The sequence below is a fragment of the Streptomyces sp. NPDC026575 genome (assembly GCF_055567415.1).
Genome location: NZ_JBVHQM010000029.1, coordinates 48,595 through 62,440, shown reverse-complemented (window position 1 = coordinate 62,440; position 13,846 = coordinate 48,595). Strand labels below are relative to the sequence as shown.

Sequence of the window (13,846 nt, the reverse complement as noted above, 5' to 3'; positions counted from 1 at the left end):
CCAGCCCCGCCAGCCCCGCCCGCCGCTCGCGCGCGGTGCGGGCGCACATCGGCACACCGGACACTGTCATTGGTCTGGACATGACCAGTGGCAGTGTCTAGTGTGCCGTTTGGTCTAGACCGCGCTTCCCGCACCTCCCTCCTCGGCTCACGGAACCTCCCCCACGTCCTTCAGGAGCGAAGCATGCGCAAAAAGATCGGCGCCGCCGTGATCGGCCTCGGCGTCCTCGGTGTCTCCCTGCTCTCCACGGGCAGCGCCGCCAGTCACGGCTACAGCGACGCACCCCCCAGCCGGCAGGCGCTCTGCGCCCAGGGCGCCGTCAAGGACTGCGGCGCGATCCAGTACGAGCCGCAGAGCGTCGAGGCCCCCAAGGGCTTCCCGGCGGCCGGCCCCGCCGACGGCAAGATCTGTTCCGGCGGCCATGAGAACTTCGCCGAACTGGACGATCCGCGCGGCGGCAAGTGGCCCGGCACCAAGCTCTCCCCGGGTCAGGGCTACACCTTCACCTGGCGGCTGACGGCGCGCCACGCCACCACCGACTTTGCGTACTTCATCACCAAGGACGGCTACGACCCGAGCAAGCCGCTCACCCGCGCCGACCTCGAACCCGAGCCGTTCATGACGGTCCCCATGGGCGGCGCGCGGCCGGGCGAGACCGTCCAGCACCAGGGCACCGTCCCCACCCAGAAGTCCGGCCGGCACCTGATCCTGGGCGTCTGGAACATCGCCGACACCGGCAACGCCTTCTACGCCTGCTCGGACGTCGACCTCTCCTGACCCCCGGCGGGCCTCCCCGCCTCCCCCCCGGGAAGGACCCCGGACAGAGCGAAGTGGGCGTTCCCGGAGAACCGGAAACGCCCACTTCCTACGTGCGCCGCCAGGGACTCGAACCCCGGACCCGCTGATTAAGAGTCAGCTGCTCTAACCAACTGAGCTAGCGGCGCGCGCTGACGAAAGAAATACTACCTGGTCGAGAGGGGTGCTCATGACCACCGCCCGCCGGGACGCCCGCGCAGCGCTCAGATCGCCAGCGACAGCAGTACCGGCGCGGCCTTGCGGTTGAGGGTGTCGGCCGCCTGGCGCAGGCGGTGGGCGTGCTCCAGCGGCATGGACAGCGCGAGGCAGCCGACCGTCGCGCCGGCTGTGATCGGTACGGCCGCGCAGACCGTGCCGACGGCGTACTCCTGAAGATCCAGGACGGGGACCGTCGGCGGCTGGCTGTCGAGCTTGTGGAAGAGGACCTTCTCGTTGGTGATCGTCCGGGACGTGAGCCGGGCGGTCTTGTGCCGTGAGAGGTGGTCCTTGCGCCCGTCGTGGTCGAGCTGGGCGAGCAGGCACTTGCCGACCGCGCTGGCGTGCGCCGTGCGGTGGAACTCGGCCCACTCGTTGACCTTGGGGGCCAGCGGTCCGTCGGCGTAGTGGAGGATCTTGACCTCGCCGTCGATGTACCGGCTGATGTAGACCGCCGCGCCGACCGAGTCGCGCAGCTGGTCGAGGGTCGCCTGCAGCTTGTCGCGCAAGGCCCGGTCGCGGTCGCCTCCCGACCCCAGGAGCAGGAGCGATTCACCGACGATATAGGCGCCGTCGGTGAGCTGCTCGGCATAGCCCTCGCGCCGCAGCATCGACAGCATGTGGGCGAGCTGGCCCGGGGGCAGGCCGGTCTCCCGGGCGATCTGCGCATCCGTCACGCCACCGGCGTGCCGGGAGATCGTTTCGAGCACGCGAAGGGCGTACTGCACCGAATGGAACGGCGCGGTCGGCTCGGGCTTCAGCGCCACGGTGTCCCCCTAGCAGGTTGTTACCGCTTGCGTCGTGACCGCGCTGAGCGGCACGGTCGGCACATGCGCGACCGCGCCCGGACAACGAGGCTGCTATCACGATAGCGGTCAACGGCCCTCGATGGAGGGGGTCTTGACTGAAAAGCAGTGCGTCTCGGATTTCTGTACTGGGGCTTGAGACTCTGGCATATGCCAAGGTCACGAAGGCAGGTGCGGGGTCACTGCACACACCGGTGGCACCCGGTCGCGCCGGGGCGGAACCGGCAGACGGCCCCTGCGAGGGTGCGGAATCGGCCATTCTCGCGGCTGGTTCCGTCAGATGACGCGAGCGCCGGCTCAGGACGTCGTCATCGCCTTCTCGCCATGCGCGGGACGCGAGAGGTGGTGCGCCCCGGCCGGGACGCACCACCTCTCACCGCGCCGATGGCGCGCGGTTCACAGCACCGCGCTCAGGAACTCCCGGGTGCGCTCGTGCTCCGGCTCGGTGAAGATCTTCTCCGGGGAGCCGGACTCGATGACCCGGCCGGCGTCGAACATCAGGACGTCGTCGGAGATGTCCCGGGCGAAGTTCATCTCGTGGGTGACGCACAGCATCGTGATGTCCGTGGTGTGCGCGATGTCCCGCAGCACGTCCAGCACCCCGGCCACCAGCTCCGGGTCGAGCGCCGAGGTCACCTCGTCCAGCAGCAGCACCTGCGGGCGCATCGCCAGCGCGCGGGCGATGGCGACCCGCTGCTGCTGGCCGCCGGAGAGCTGGGTGGGGTACTTGTCGAGGTGCTCGGTCAGCCCCACCAGGTCCAGCAGCTCGCGGGCCCGCTCCTCGGCGGCGTCCTTGCTCATGCCCAGGACGTGCACCGGCGCCTCGGTGATGTTGCGCAGCACCTTCATGTTGGGGAAGAGGTTGAACTGCTGGAACACCATGCCGATGTTCTTGCGGACCTCCCGGGTGTGCTTCTCCCCGGCCGGTACGAGCCTGCCGCCCTTCTCCTCGTGCGTCAGGTACTCGCCGCCGACCTTGATGGTGCCCTCGTCCGGCTTCAGCAGCGTCATCAGCAGCCGCAGGATCGTGGTCTTGCCGGAGCCGGACGGGCCGATGAGGGTGACGTGCTTGCCCGGGGAGACGGTGAAGTCCAGCGCGTCCAGGACGGTGTTGGCCCCGAAGCGCTTGGTGACGTTGTCGAAGCGGATCAGCTCGGTGCCCTCCCCTGCGGGGGCGGCCGCTTCCTCGGAGTGGTCCTTGGGGGGATTGCTGTCAGCGGACAAGACGACGCTCCAGGGCTCGCAGAAGCAGGGAGGTGGGGTAGGAGATGACGACGAAGAGGATGCCGACGACGGTGATCGGCTCCAGGTAGTCGAAGGTGGTGGCGCTGATGCTGTTCGCCTGGAAGAGCATGTCGGCGACGGTGATGCCGGCCAGCATCGGCGTGTCCTTGAACATCGCGATGACGTAGTTGCCGAGCGCGGGCACCACCCGGCGGAACGCCTGCGGCAGGATCACCGCGATCCAGGTGCGCCGGCGCGGCAGGCTCAGCGCCGTGGCGGCCTCCCACTGGCCGGGCGGTACGCCGTCGATGCCGGCGCGGTAGACCTCGGCGGTGTACGTCGAGTAGTGCAGGCCCAGACCGATCACGCCCGTGGTCAGCGGCGCGAAGGTCAGCCCCCAGCTCGGCAGCACGAAGAACAGGAAGAACAGCTGCACCAGCAGCGGGGTGTTGCGGACGAACTCGACGACGGCGCTGACCGGCCAGGTCACCCAGCGGCTGGGCGAGCGCAGGGCCAGCGCCCACACCAGCCCGAGCGCGAAGGCCACCAGCGAACCGTAGATCGTCGCCTGGACGGTGATCCACAGCCCCTTGAGGAGGTCGGGCATGATGTCGCCGACGTAGCTCCACGACCAGTTGTTCACGGCTTACCTCCGGTGGCCAGCGCCTCGGGACCCTGCTTCTCGACGGGCAGCTTGCGGGAGAACCAGCCCTCGCCCTTGGGCACCGCCCGGCCGACCTGGGCCTTGGCGCGGCGCTCCAGCACCCGCATGACCCGGGTCACCAGGAACGCGACCACGAAGTACAGCACGAGGATGATTCCGTAGACCTGGGCGCTCTGGCCCGTCGACAGCCGGGCCAGCTTGGCCTGGAAGGTGAGCTCTCCGATGGACAGCAGCGACGCCAGCGCGGTGCCCTTGAGCAGCTCGATCAGCAGGTTGTTGAACGGCGGCATCATCTCCGGAACGGCCTGCGGCAGCAGCACCTTCCGCAGCCGCTGCCAGGGCGAGAAGCTCAGCGCGATGGCCGCCTCCCGCTGCGCGGCCGGCACCGCCTGGAGGGCGCCGCGCACGATCTCGGAGCCGTACGCGCCGTACGACAGGCCCAGCGCCAGCGTGCCCGCCCAGATGCCGGCGAGCTGCCAGCCCAGCAGGGGCAGCGCGAAGAACAGCCAGAACATCAGCACCAGTGCCGAGGTGCCGCGGAAGAACTCCACGTACACACCGGACAGGAAGCGGACGATCCAGAAGCGCGAGGTGCGCGCCAGGCCGATGCCGAAGGCGACGGCGGCGGCCAGGGCGGCGCTGTAGACCATCAGCTGGACGGTGATCCACAGCCCCTTGAAGAAGAGTTCCCACAGCGCAGAGGTCACTTGTTACAGAGCTCCTTCGCGGTGAGGTCGGTCATGAACTCCTCGGTGAAGCCGTACGGCTTGGCGATCCGCAGCAGCTCGCCGCTCTTCTTCATCTTGTGCAGCTCGCGGTTGAAGGCGTCCCGCAGCTCGGTCTCGCCGATCCGGAAGCCGTAGCCGCCGCCGTCGCGCTGGAGCTTGCCGTCGACCTTCGGGGTGAACGGCTCGGTCATCCCCACCTTGGGGTGCTGACCGGTCTTGAGGGCCTCGATCATGGTCAGGGCGGTACCGGCGAAGGCGTCGATCCGGCCCGCCTCCAGCGCCTCCATGCCGGCGATCTGGTCGCCGTAGGTCTGGATCGCGCCCCGCTTGACGCCGTTGCCGACCGCGTAGTCGATCTCGGCGTAGCCGATACCGGTGCCCATGCGCAGGCCCTGCTCGGCGATGTCCGGATAGTCCTTGATCTTCTTGGGGTTCCCCTTGGGGACGAGGAAGGCGTCCTTGGACTCGTAGTCCGGGTCGGAGAAGAGCACCGCCTGGCAGCGCGCCTTGTTGATGAACATGCCCGCGACGATCACGTCGTACTGGAAGGAGTGCAGGCCCGGCACGAGCGCGCCGAACTCGACCGGCACCGGCTCGAAGTTCTTGATCCCCAGCCGCTGGAAGATCGTCTTGGCCACCGCCGGCGCCTCGCCGGTGAGCTCGCCCTTGCTGTTGATGGAGGCGTACGGCGGTTCGCTGGCGATGCCCATGCGGACGGTGCCCTTGCTGCGCAGATCCTCCAGGAGATGGCCGCCGCCCGTCGCGCCGGTGACGTCGACCCGGGAGCAGCCGGCGGCCGCCCCGACCGCACCCGCTGCGCCGAGCGCCGCTACCCCCGCGAGCAGCGACCGGCGGCGGATGCCGCGTGTCAATTGGCCTGTGATCTCTGTGGTGTTCCATGGTGGTGGAGCCATGGGCGCGCGGCTACCCGAACGCCTGGCGAGTATGCCGATCGTTTCCGGCCCTTGATGCAAGCGGTCGGGAGTTGTGCCGTACTGTTCCATGCCGTTCCGTACGCCGGGATTGCCCCCTACGATCCGAGCATGACCGATCGCTTCATCGAAGTCTCGCTGGACAAGCGCGGCGTGCGCTGCACGGCGAAGTTGCTCGACGACCGCGCGCCGATCACCTGCAACGCCGTATGGGACGCCCTCCCGCTCGGCGGCGACGTCTACCACGCGAAGTACGCCCGCAACGAGATCTACGCCCTGCTCGCGCCGTTCGCGCCCGAGGAGCCGCCGCTGGAGAACCCCACGATCACCCCGATCCCCGGCGACCTGTGCTACTTCACCTTCAGCGACACCCAACTGGGCACCGCGTCCTACGGCTACGAGAGCCAGGCCGAGCACCGCGGCCGCGCCACCGTCGTCGATCTCGCGCTCTTCTACGAGCGCAACAACCTGCTGATCAACGGTGACGCGGGCTGGGTGCCCGGCATCGTGTGGGGCAGCGTCGTCGACGGCCTGGACCGGATGGCCGACGCCTGCCAGGACCTGTGGCGGGCCGGCGCCCTGGGCGAGACCCTCAACTTCCGGCGGGTCTAGGGCCTGTCCGACCCCGCGTCACCGGACCGGCCTCAGGGGGCCGGTGGCGCGGGGATCCGGGCGGCCCCCGCCTCGTAGAGGGCGTGCGCGGCGCGCAGCACCAGCGCGTCCGCGTGCCGCGCACCGACCAGCTGGACGCCGATCGGCAGCCCGTCGCCGTCCACCCCGCAGGGCACCGACGCGGCCGGCTGCTGGGTGAGGTTGAAGGGGTAGGTGAACGGCGTCCAGCCCGTCCAGCGGGTGTGGCCGGATCCGGACGGCACTTCCACGCCGGCCTCGAAGGCGGTGATCGGCTCGGTCGGGGTCACCAGCAGGTCGTAGGCGCTGTGGAAGCGCCCCATCGCCTGGCCGAGCGCCATCCGCGTGTCGACCGCGGCCAGATAGTCCAGCGCGCTGTAGCGGGCGCCCTGCTCGCAGATCTCCCGCAGCCCCGGATCGAGCAGCGCGCGGTCCGCGTCGTCCAGGTGCTGCACCACCCGGGCCGCACCGCTGAACCACAGCGTGTGGAACGCCTCCACCGGGTCCGCGATGCCCGGGTCGATCTCCTCGACGCACGCGCCGAGCCCGGCGAGCGTCTCGACGGCGCCCCGCACCGCCGCGGCGACCTCCGGCGCGACGGCCACGTCCCAGCCGAGCGAGGGGCTGTAGGCCACCCGCAGCCCGGAGACCGGACCGGCCAGCGCGTCCCGGAACGAGCCGGCGGCCGGGCCGAGCTGCGACCAGTCCCGCCAGTCCGCGCCGGTGATCACATCCATCAGCAGCGCCGCGTCCGCCGCGTCGCGGGTCATCGGGCCGACGTGCGCCAGCGTCCCGAACGGGCTCGCCGGATACAGCGGCACCCGCCCGTAGGTCGCCTTCAGCGCGAAGATCCCGCAGAAGGACGCCGGAATGCGCACCGAGCCGCCGCCGTCCGTGCCCAGGCTCAGCGGCCCGGCGCCCAGCGCCACCGCCGCCGCGCTGCCGCCGCTGGATCCGCCCGCGGTGCGCCGCGGGTCGTACGGATTGCCGGTCACCCCGTGCCGCGGGCTGTCGGTGACCCCCTTCCAGCCGAACTCCGGGGTGGTGGTCTTGCCGACGAACACCGCACCGGACTCCCGCAGCCGGGCCACCGCCGGCGCGTCCTCCTCCCACGGCCCCTCGGCCCGCACCGTCCGCGAACCGCGCAGCGTCGGCGCGCCCCGCGTCAGCAGGATGTCCTTGACGGTGACCGGCACCCCGTCCACCGGACCGGCCGGCGCACCGGCCCGCCAGCGCTCCGCCGACTCCTTGGCGCCCGCCAGCGCCTCGTCCGCGTCGATCCGGGTGAAGCAGTTCGTGGCGGCCTGCGCGGCCTCGGCGCGCTCCAGGACCGCGCGGGCGGCCTCGACGGGGGAGAACTCGCCGGCGGCGTACCCGGCCGCGAGCCGGGCGGCGGTCAGGTCGGCGAGGTCGGTCGGTTCGGTGGTCATGCGTCCTCCGCGCGTTGGCCGCCCCGGGGCGGGGCGGTGGGTGGGGGCGGGGCGCCGCGCCGCGGCCCGGCGGTCCGCGCCGTCACTGCACCGGTACGTACCCGAGCTGCTTGTCGACGACGTTGTGCAGCGGCTTGCCGGCCGACCACTGGTCGAAGTTGTCCTGGAACTGCTCGGCCAGCGCGTCGCGCCAGCCCAGCGTGTCGCCGCTCATGTGGGGCGAGATGATCAGATGCGGCACGTCCCACAGCGGGCTGTCCGCCGCCAGCGGCTCGCGCTCGAAGACGTCCAGCGCCGCCGCCGCGATCCGCCATCCGCGCAGCGCCTCGACCAGGTCGTCCTCGACGACCAGCGGGCCGCGCCCGACGTTGACGAACCGCGCCCGCGGCGGCATCCGCGCGAACGCCGCCCGGTCGAACAGGCCGCGGGTGGCGTCGGTCAGGGGCGCCGCGCAGACCACCCAATCCGCCTGGGGCAGCAAGTCGTTCAGCGCGTCACTCGGGTGTACGAGGCCGAATTGCGGATCGCCGGCCCGCTCCCGCCGGCCGACCAGATCGACCTTGACACCCAGTGCCAGGAGGGTGGCGCCGATGGCCCGGCCGATCGGCCCGGAGCCCACCACGACCGCGCGGGTGCCGGCCAGCCGCAGCGTCTCGCGGTGCTGCCAGCGCCGCTGCCGCTGCAGCTCCCAACTTCCGTAGAAGTCCTTGGCCATGGCGATCACCAGACCGGCGACGTACTCGGCGATCGGCTGCTCGAAGACCCCGCGGGCGTTGGTGACGATCGTGTCGTCGGCGATCAGGGCGGGGCACAGCAGCCGGTCCACGCCCGCGCTCGCCGTGTGCACCCATCGCGGCCTGGGGCCCTCGCGGGGCCAGGCCGCGCGGATCGCGTCGGAGGTGAAGTCCCAGGCCAACAGCACGTCGGCGGTGGGCAGTAGCCCGGCCAGCGAGGACTCGTCGGCGAAGATCAGCCGGGCCCGGCCGGCCAGCCGGTCGAGCTTGGGCGGCGGGTCGGAACCCAGGATGAGGACGGTGCTTCCGGTGCTTTCGGACATAGGCCAGAAACCGTTCTGAAACGTGAGCCCGTTTCACTGGAAAGGGGCGCCGACAGATGCCTGAGATGCGAGGATTGACCACGCTAAGAAGTCGTATCTACCGTGTCAACAACGGCATCTGTCCCGACGTCCCGGCTTGATCCGGCTGCACCTCCTTCCCTCGGCCACTGGCCTGGCCGTCAGCCCTTCGTTTCTAGGGGCCTTCAATGGACGTCTCCTTTCTGGGTGGTCCCCAGCCTCAGCTCGGTGTGGGCGTTGTCGCCCCTTTTGACTTCGCGCTCGACCGCGAGCTGTGGCGCTGGGTTCCCGACGACGTGTCCCTCCACCTCACCCGAACTCCGTTCGTGCCCGTCGAGGTCAGCCTCGACCTGGCCCGTCTGGTCAGCGAGCACGAGACACTGGACGCCGCCGTCCAGGCGCTGTGTGCGGTATCACCGCAGGTCATCTGCTATGCCTGTACCTCCGGCAGCTTCGTCGGCGGGGTCGCGGGCGAGCGGGCCATGTGCGCGGCCATGGCCCAGGCGGGAGAGGTTCCCTCCCTCACCACCTCGGGCGCGCTGATCGAGGCGCTGCGCGAGATCGGCGCGCGGCGCATCGCGGTGGTCACGCCCTACACCAAGTCGGTCACCGACTCCCTGGAGGACTATCTCGGCGAGGCGGGCATCACGGTCACCGGCCGCGCCTACCTCGGCCTGACCCGGCACATCTGGAAGGTGCCCTACCGAGACGTCGTCGACATGGCCCGTGCGGCCGTGATCGGCGCCGCCGACGCCCTCTTCATCAGCTGTACGAACCTGCCGACCTACGACGTCATCCCGCAGCTGGAGGCCGAGCTGCGGATGCCGGTGCTGTCCGCCAACCAGGTGACGATGTGGGCCGCTCTGCGCGCCATCGGCGTACCGGCGGTGGGCCCGTACCAGGCCCTGCTCGATCCGGTGGCGCGCCGCGGCCCGGCCGCGATGACCGGGTCGGAGCCGACGGGGCCGGGAGGACCGGGAGAAGGCGCACCGCGGGCGACGCCCGAGGCGGCCTTCGCCGGACCGCCCGCGCCGCCGGAGGGGGATCCGGTGGACGGCGCCGATCCCAAGCCCTACCCACCCGAGGATCCCGGCCCGCTGCCCCCGGTTTGACGGCCCCAGGTCCCGGACGCTGCCGGCGCCGCCCGCGCCGCCGGCAGCGCTCCCGCCGACAGCTCACCGCACCACCGAAGAGCGCATCCGCACCATGAACACCCCGGCACCCGCAGCCGTACACGCAAGGGAGACCTGCATGGCATCGGTCGGCTTCCTCTACCCCGGCCACTCCGCCGAGGACGACTACCCCCGGCTGGAGGAGATCCTGGGCGGCGCGGTCCGCCTGCCGCTCGTGCACACCGACATCGGCGAGGACGCCCACCGGGTCGACGCGCTGCTGGAGATGGGCTCCGCCGCCCGGCTGGCGGCCGGCGTCGCGGAACTCAAGGAGCGCGGCGCCCAGGCCGTGGTGTGGGCCTGTACGAGCGCCAGCTTCGTCTTCGGCTGGGAGGGCGCCCATGAACAGGTCAGGGAGCTGTCCGCCACCGCCGGCCTGCCCGCCTCCAGTACGTCCTTCGCCTTCGCGCACGCGGTCCGGGCGCTCGGCGTCCATCGGGTCGCGATCGCCGCGACGTACCCGGAGGACGTGGCCGAGCACTTCCGCTCGTTTTTGAAGTCCGCCGGTGCGGAGGTCGTCGCCACCCGCGGCAGCGGCATCATCACCGCCGCCGAGGTCGGCACCTGGGGCCGTGCGGAGGTGCTCGCGCTCGCCCGCGGCGGCGACCATCCGGACGCCGAGGCCGTCCTGCTGCCGGACACCGCCCTGCACACCGCCGCGCATCTGCCCGCCCTCGAAGCGGCACTGGGCAAGCCGGTGCTCACCGCCAATCAGGTGACGGCGTGGGAGGGGCTGCGGCTGCTGGACCGGACGCCGGCCTGCCCGCGACTGGGGGCGCTGTTCTCGCCGGCCGCGCAGGAGTAGCGGGACACGGTACGCCGACCCGGGAATAAGCGGAGAAACTCTCCGGTTGTCGACCTCGCAGACCCAGCGCCAAGCGAGGAGGACCCGCACTGTGAGCGGCGAAGACGACGAGACCCGGGCCGGCCGCGAGGCGGGCCACGACGCCGGCGACGGGATACGGGGCACTGCCCGGGGCAGCGCCCCGGTCCCGCTGTCGGTGCTCGACCTGGTGACGGTGGGCGCGGGCAGCACCGCGTCCGGCGCGGTGCGCACCGCCGTCGACCTCGCCCGTACGGCCGAACGCCGCGGCTTCCACCGCTACTGGGTCGCCGAGCACCACTCCATGCCCGGCGTCGCCTCCTCCTCGCCCGCCGTGCTGCTCGCCCACCTCGCCGCGCACACCCGCCGGATCCGGCTCGGCTCCGGCGGCGTGATGCTGCCCAACCACGCCCCCCTGGTCATCGCCGAGCAGTTCGGCACCCTGGAGGCGATGGCCCCCGGCCGGATCGACCTGGGCCTGGGCCGCGCTCCGGGCACCGACGGCGCCACCGCCGCCGCGCTCCGCCGGAGCGAGCAACTGCACGAAGGAGCCGACGAGTTCCCGCAGCAGCTGGTCGAGTTGACCCGCTTCCTGGACGGCTCCTTCCCCGACGGGCACCCGTACGCCAGGATCCACGCGGTCCCCGGCCCGGTCCAGGCCACCTCGCCCGGCGGGGTCCAGTCGCCCCACCGGCCGCCGGTGTGGCTGCTGGGCTCCTCCGGCTTCAGCGCCCGGCTCGCCGGCACCCTCGGACTGCCGTTCGCCTTCGCGCACCACTTCTCCGCAGCCAACACCGTCCCCGCGCTCGACCTCTACCGCGCCTCCTTCCGCCCCTCCGAGGTGCTCGCCGAGCCGTACGCCCTGATCGGGGTCGGGGCGCTGGCCGCCGAGGAGGAGCGCGAGGCCCGCCGGCAGGTGATGACCGGCGCCCTGGCCATGGTCCGGCTGCGCACCGGCCGCCCCGGCCTGGTCCCCAGCCCCGAGGAGGCCGAGGCCCACCGCTTCAACGAGTTGGAGCGCGGCTTCGTCGACGGCTGGCTCGGCAACGTCGTCCACGGCACCCCCGACGCGGTCCGCCAGGGCCTGGACGACCTCGCCAAGCGCACCGGCGCCGACGAGTTGATGATCACGGCCAACGTCCACAGCGGCGCGGCCCGGCTGCGCTCGTACGAGCTGATCGCGGACGCCTACGGCATCTAAGGGCTGTCCCGGCCTCGCCCATGGCCTGGTGGCGGACGCCGGTCGTCGCACCGGCCGCCACCACGCCGTACGGCCCGGGGAGGCGCCCCTCGGAGGGGGGAGCCTCCTTGGCGTACCGCCCTAGATGAAGAGCGCCGCGACCCGTTCCGGGGCCACCGGCCGGGAGTACAGCCAGCCCTGGCCGGTGTCGCAGCCGATCCGCCGGAGCCGCTCGGCCTGCTCGGCGCTCTCCACGCACTCGGCGGTGACGGTCAGGCCCAGCCGGTGCGCCAGCGCCACCAGCGCCTCGACGATCATCTCGTCCGCCGGATTGGGGTGCTCCTGGGAGCGGAAGCCGTGGACGAAGGAGCCGTCCAGCTTCAGTACGGACACCGGGAGGCGGCTGAGGTAGGCGAGGTTGGAGTAGCCGGTGCCGAAGTCGTCGATGGCGATGCGCACGCCCATGTCGCTCAGGGCCTGCAGGGCCTGGAGCGGCCGGCCGGCCGAGCCCATGACCGCCGACTCGGTCAGCTCCAGCTGCAGCAGCTCCGGCGGCAGCCCGGTCTCGGCGAGGATCCCGGCCACGTCAGCGACCAGGTCGGAGTCCCACACCTGACGTACGGCCACATTGACGCTGACGAACAGCGGCTGGCCGCCGGGGTGCGCCAGCTGCCAGGCGCGCGCCTGATGGCAGGCCCGCTCCAGGACCCACCGGCCCAGCTCGACGATCGCGCCGTTCTCCTCCGCCAGGGCGATGAACCGATTCGGCGACAGCGTCCCGAACTGCGGATGCCGCCAGCGCACCAGGGCCTCCACGCCCTGCGCCCGGCCGTCGCCGAGGCCGACGAGCGGTTGGTACTCCAGGGTGAACTCGCCGCGGTCGACGGCCGGGCGGAGCGTGCTGGAGAGCGCCTGGCGGGTCATCCGGTGCGCGTTGCGCTCCGGGTCGAAGAGCGTCCAGCGGGCCTTGCCGTCCTCCTTGGCCCAGTACAGCGTGGTGTCCGCGGCCTGCATCAGACCGGTGGCGGTGGTGCCGGTGGCGGCCCGCTCCACGACGCCGATGCTCGCCGACACCGACAGCCGCTGCCCGGCCAGATCGAACGGGCGCTCCAGCGCGTCGAGCACGCACTGGGCCAGCTCGGCCAGCTGGTCGGTGCCGGTGGAGTCCTCCACCAAAAGAGCGAACTCGTCACCGCCGAGCCGCGCCACCAGATGCTCGCCGCGCCCCGTCGCGCGCTCCACCGCGCTCTGCGCGCAGCGCGTCAGCCGCTGTGCCACCGCGCTCAGCAGCCGGTCGCCGACGCGGTGCCCCAGGGTGTCGTTGACGGCCTTGAAGCCGTCCAGGTCGAGGTAGCACAGCCCGATCCGGCCGGTCCCGGTCGGCTCGAAGGACGCCGTCTCCAGCGCCGTGGCGAGCCGCTCGAAGAACAGCGCGCGATTGGGCAGGCGGGTCACCGGGTCGTGCATCTGCAGATGCCGCAGGCGGGCCAGCAGATCGTGCCGGTCGCTGATGTCCGCCACCGACAGCAGCATCCGCTCCTCGCCGCTGAGCGGCTCCGGGGTGAGCGGCTCGACGGTCACCTCCACCCAGACCGAGTGCCCCTCGGGGTGTGTGAGGCGGCGGGTGCAGCGCAGCCGTTTGCTGCGGCCGCACAGCACCTCGCGGTAGGCGGTCCACACCCGGGGGTCGGCGCCGAGGTCGGTGAGGTCCGCCGCGGTGGCGGCGACCAGCTGGTCCGGGTCGGTGCCGACCAGCTCGCCGAAGGCGGGGTTGGCCGCGAGGACCAGCCCGTCGCGGTTGAGGACGGCCATCGCCAGCCGTCCGGCGTGGAAGGCGGCGCGATAGTCGCCCAGTGAGGCCGCGGAGTCGTCGCAGCGGCCGGTGGGGGTGTGCCGGGCGTCGGCGGATTCTTTGGTCGTGCCGTTACGTTCCGTCACTGAGGGCAGTGTCGCTCCGGGCGTGCGACCCGGGCCGTCGGGGTGTCCGCTCACTGCTCGCTCCCGCATGGCGCTTGTCTCGTATGGAGGGTGCTTCTCGCGCTGGAAAGTGTGGCGATCATAGAGGCTGGCGCAGCGGCCGATCCAGCGACGCAGCCGTGATCGTCGGTACCCATGACGGAACTTCAGCCATTTCTGCCCGGCTCTGTTCGTACCGATTGCCCCCTTGGTCG

At 71.7% G+C, this 13,846-nt stretch carries 13 protein-coding genes and 1 tRNA gene; 5 read left to right on the top strand and 9 right to left on the bottom strand.

Translation table 11 applies throughout. The features are described from left to right. The first annotated feature begins 183 nt into the window (after positions 1–183). On the top strand, positions 184–777 hold the full coding sequence (locus ACZ4NB_RS31485; RefSeq protein ID WP_467666446.1) for a lytic polysaccharide monooxygenase auxiliary activity family 9 protein: 594 nt from the start codon (positions 184–186) through the stop codon (positions 775–777). A 93-nt stretch (positions 778–870) separates the two neighbouring features. On the opposite strand, the gene ACZ4NB_RS31480 is transcribed toward ACZ4NB_RS31485, so the two are convergent. The 6 genes from ACZ4NB_RS31480 to ehuB all read right to left on the bottom strand — a co-directional run bounded on the left by ACZ4NB_RS31480 (position 871) and on the right by ehuB (position 5,347). Then, a tRNA-Lys gene (locus tag ACZ4NB_RS31480) sits at positions 871–944 on the bottom strand. A 75-nt stretch (positions 945–1,019) separates the two neighbouring features. After that, complete coding sequence (locus ACZ4NB_RS31475; protein ID WP_467666445.1) at positions 1,020–1,778, bottom strand: IclR family transcriptional regulator; 759 nt, start codon at positions 1,776–1,778, stop codon at positions 1,020–1,022. Between the two features lie 435 nt (positions 1,779–2,213). Further along, the gene (gene ehuA, locus ACZ4NB_RS31470) at positions 2,214–3,041 is read right to left on the bottom strand and encodes an ectoine/hydroxyectoine ABC transporter ATP-binding protein EhuA (RefSeq protein ID WP_467666444.1); all 828 of its coding nucleotides are present in this window, start codon (positions 3,039–3,041) and stop codon (positions 2,214–2,216) included. Continuing rightward, complete coding sequence (ehuD, locus tag ACZ4NB_RS31465; protein ID WP_467666489.1) at positions 3,031–3,648, bottom strand: ectoine/hydroxyectoine ABC transporter permease subunit EhuD; 618 nt, start codon at positions 3,646–3,648, stop codon at positions 3,031–3,033. The genes ehuA and ehuD overlap by 11 nt, the downstream gene beginning before the upstream one ends. Positions 3,649–3,680: 32 nt before the next feature. Then, positions 3,681–4,412 (bottom strand): ectoine/hydroxyectoine ABC transporter permease subunit EhuC, encoded by a 732-nt coding sequence (gene ehuC, locus ACZ4NB_RS31460; protein ID WP_467666443.1) that lies wholly within the window; start codon positions 4,410–4,412, stop codon positions 3,681–3,683. After that, on the bottom strand, positions 4,409–5,347 hold the full coding sequence (gene ehuB, locus ACZ4NB_RS31455; protein ID WP_467666442.1) for an ectoine/hydroxyectoine ABC transporter substrate-binding protein EhuB: 939 nt from the start codon (positions 5,345–5,347) through the stop codon (positions 4,409–4,411). Before ehuB ends, ehuC begins: the two co-directional genes overlap by 4 nt. A 129-nt stretch (positions 5,348–5,476) precedes the next feature. Between ehuB and ACZ4NB_RS31450 the strand changes: the two genes are divergently transcribed. After that, positions 5,477–5,977, top strand: coding sequence for a DUF3830 family protein (locus ACZ4NB_RS31450; protein WP_467666441.1), 501 nt, complete (start codon positions 5,477–5,479; stop codon positions 5,975–5,977). A gap of 32 nt (positions 5,978–6,009) precedes the next feature. Here ACZ4NB_RS31450 and ACZ4NB_RS31445 read toward each other — a convergent pair whose 3' ends face one another. Both ACZ4NB_RS31445 and ACZ4NB_RS31440 read right to left on the bottom strand, forming a co-directional pair. Beyond that, positions 6,010–7,425: an amidase gene (locus ACZ4NB_RS31445; RefSeq protein ID WP_467666440.1), complete on the bottom strand. Its 1,416-nt coding sequence runs from the start codon at positions 7,423–7,425 to the stop codon at positions 6,010–6,012. A gap of 82 nt (positions 7,426–7,507) precedes the next feature. Continuing rightward, positions 7,508–8,482: a D-2-hydroxyacid dehydrogenase gene (locus tag ACZ4NB_RS31440; RefSeq protein ID WP_467666439.1), complete on the bottom strand. Its 975-nt coding sequence runs from the start codon at positions 8,480–8,482 to the stop codon at positions 7,508–7,510. A 206-nt stretch (positions 8,483–8,688) separates the two neighbouring features. On the opposite strand from ACZ4NB_RS31440, the gene ACZ4NB_RS31435 reads away from it, so the two are divergent. From ACZ4NB_RS31435 to ACZ4NB_RS31425, 3 genes are all read left to right on the top strand, one after another. Continuing rightward, positions 8,689–9,612: a maleate cis-trans isomerase family protein gene (locus ACZ4NB_RS31435; RefSeq protein WP_467666438.1), complete on the top strand. Its 924-nt coding sequence runs from the start codon at positions 8,689–8,691 to the stop codon at positions 9,610–9,612. A 139-nt stretch (positions 9,613–9,751) separates the two neighbouring features. Then, positions 9,752–10,477, top strand: coding sequence for a maleate cis-trans isomerase family protein (locus ACZ4NB_RS31430; RefSeq protein ID WP_467666437.1), 726 nt, complete (start codon positions 9,752–9,754; stop codon positions 10,475–10,477). A 91-nt stretch (positions 10,478–10,568) separates the two neighbouring features. Then, positions 10,569–11,696: an LLM class flavin-dependent oxidoreductase gene (locus tag ACZ4NB_RS31425; protein ID WP_467666436.1), complete on the top strand. Its 1,128-nt coding sequence runs from the start codon at positions 10,569–10,571 to the stop codon at positions 11,694–11,696. Between the two features lie 120 nt (positions 11,697–11,816). On the opposite strand, the gene ACZ4NB_RS31420 is transcribed toward ACZ4NB_RS31425, so the two are convergent. Then, a complete protein-coding gene (locus tag ACZ4NB_RS31420) occupies positions 11,817–13,613 on the bottom strand; it encodes a putative bifunctional diguanylate cyclase/phosphodiesterase (protein ID WP_467666435.1) in 1,797 nt (598 codons plus the stop codon). Positions 13,614–13,846 lie beyond the last annotated feature (233 nt).

Bases quoted from the DNA above. Each gene is read 5' to 3' on its own strand.
- ACZ4NB_RS31445 (WP_467666440.1), bottom strand. From the start codon at position 7,425: ATGACCACCGAACCGACCGACCTCGCCGACCTGACCGCCGCCCGGCTC.
- ACZ4NB_RS31485 (WP_467666446.1), top strand. From the start codon at position 184: ATGCGCAAAAAGATCGGCGCCGCCGTGATCGGCCTCGGCGTCCTCGGT.
- ACZ4NB_RS31450 (WP_467666441.1), top strand. From the start codon at position 5,477: ATGACCGATCGCTTCATCGAAGTCTCGCTGGACAAGCGCGGCGTGCGC.
- ACZ4NB_RS31430 (WP_467666437.1), top strand. From the start codon at position 9,752: ATGGCATCGGTCGGCTTCCTCTACCCCGGCCACTCCGCCGAGGACGAC.
- ehuB (WP_467666442.1), bottom strand. From the start codon at position 5,347: ATGGCTCCACCACCATGGAACACCACAGAGATCACAGGCCAATTGACA.
- ACZ4NB_RS31440 (WP_467666439.1), bottom strand. From the start codon at position 8,482: ATGTCCGAAAGCACCGGAAGCACCGTCCTCATCCTGGGTTCCGACCCG.
- ehuD (WP_467666489.1), bottom strand. From the start codon at position 3,648: ATGCCCGACCTCCTCAAGGGGCTGTGGATCACCGTCCAGGCGACGATC.
- ACZ4NB_RS31435 (WP_467666438.1), top strand. From the start codon at position 8,689: ATGGACGTCTCCTTTCTGGGTGGTCCCCAGCCTCAGCTCGGTGTGGGC.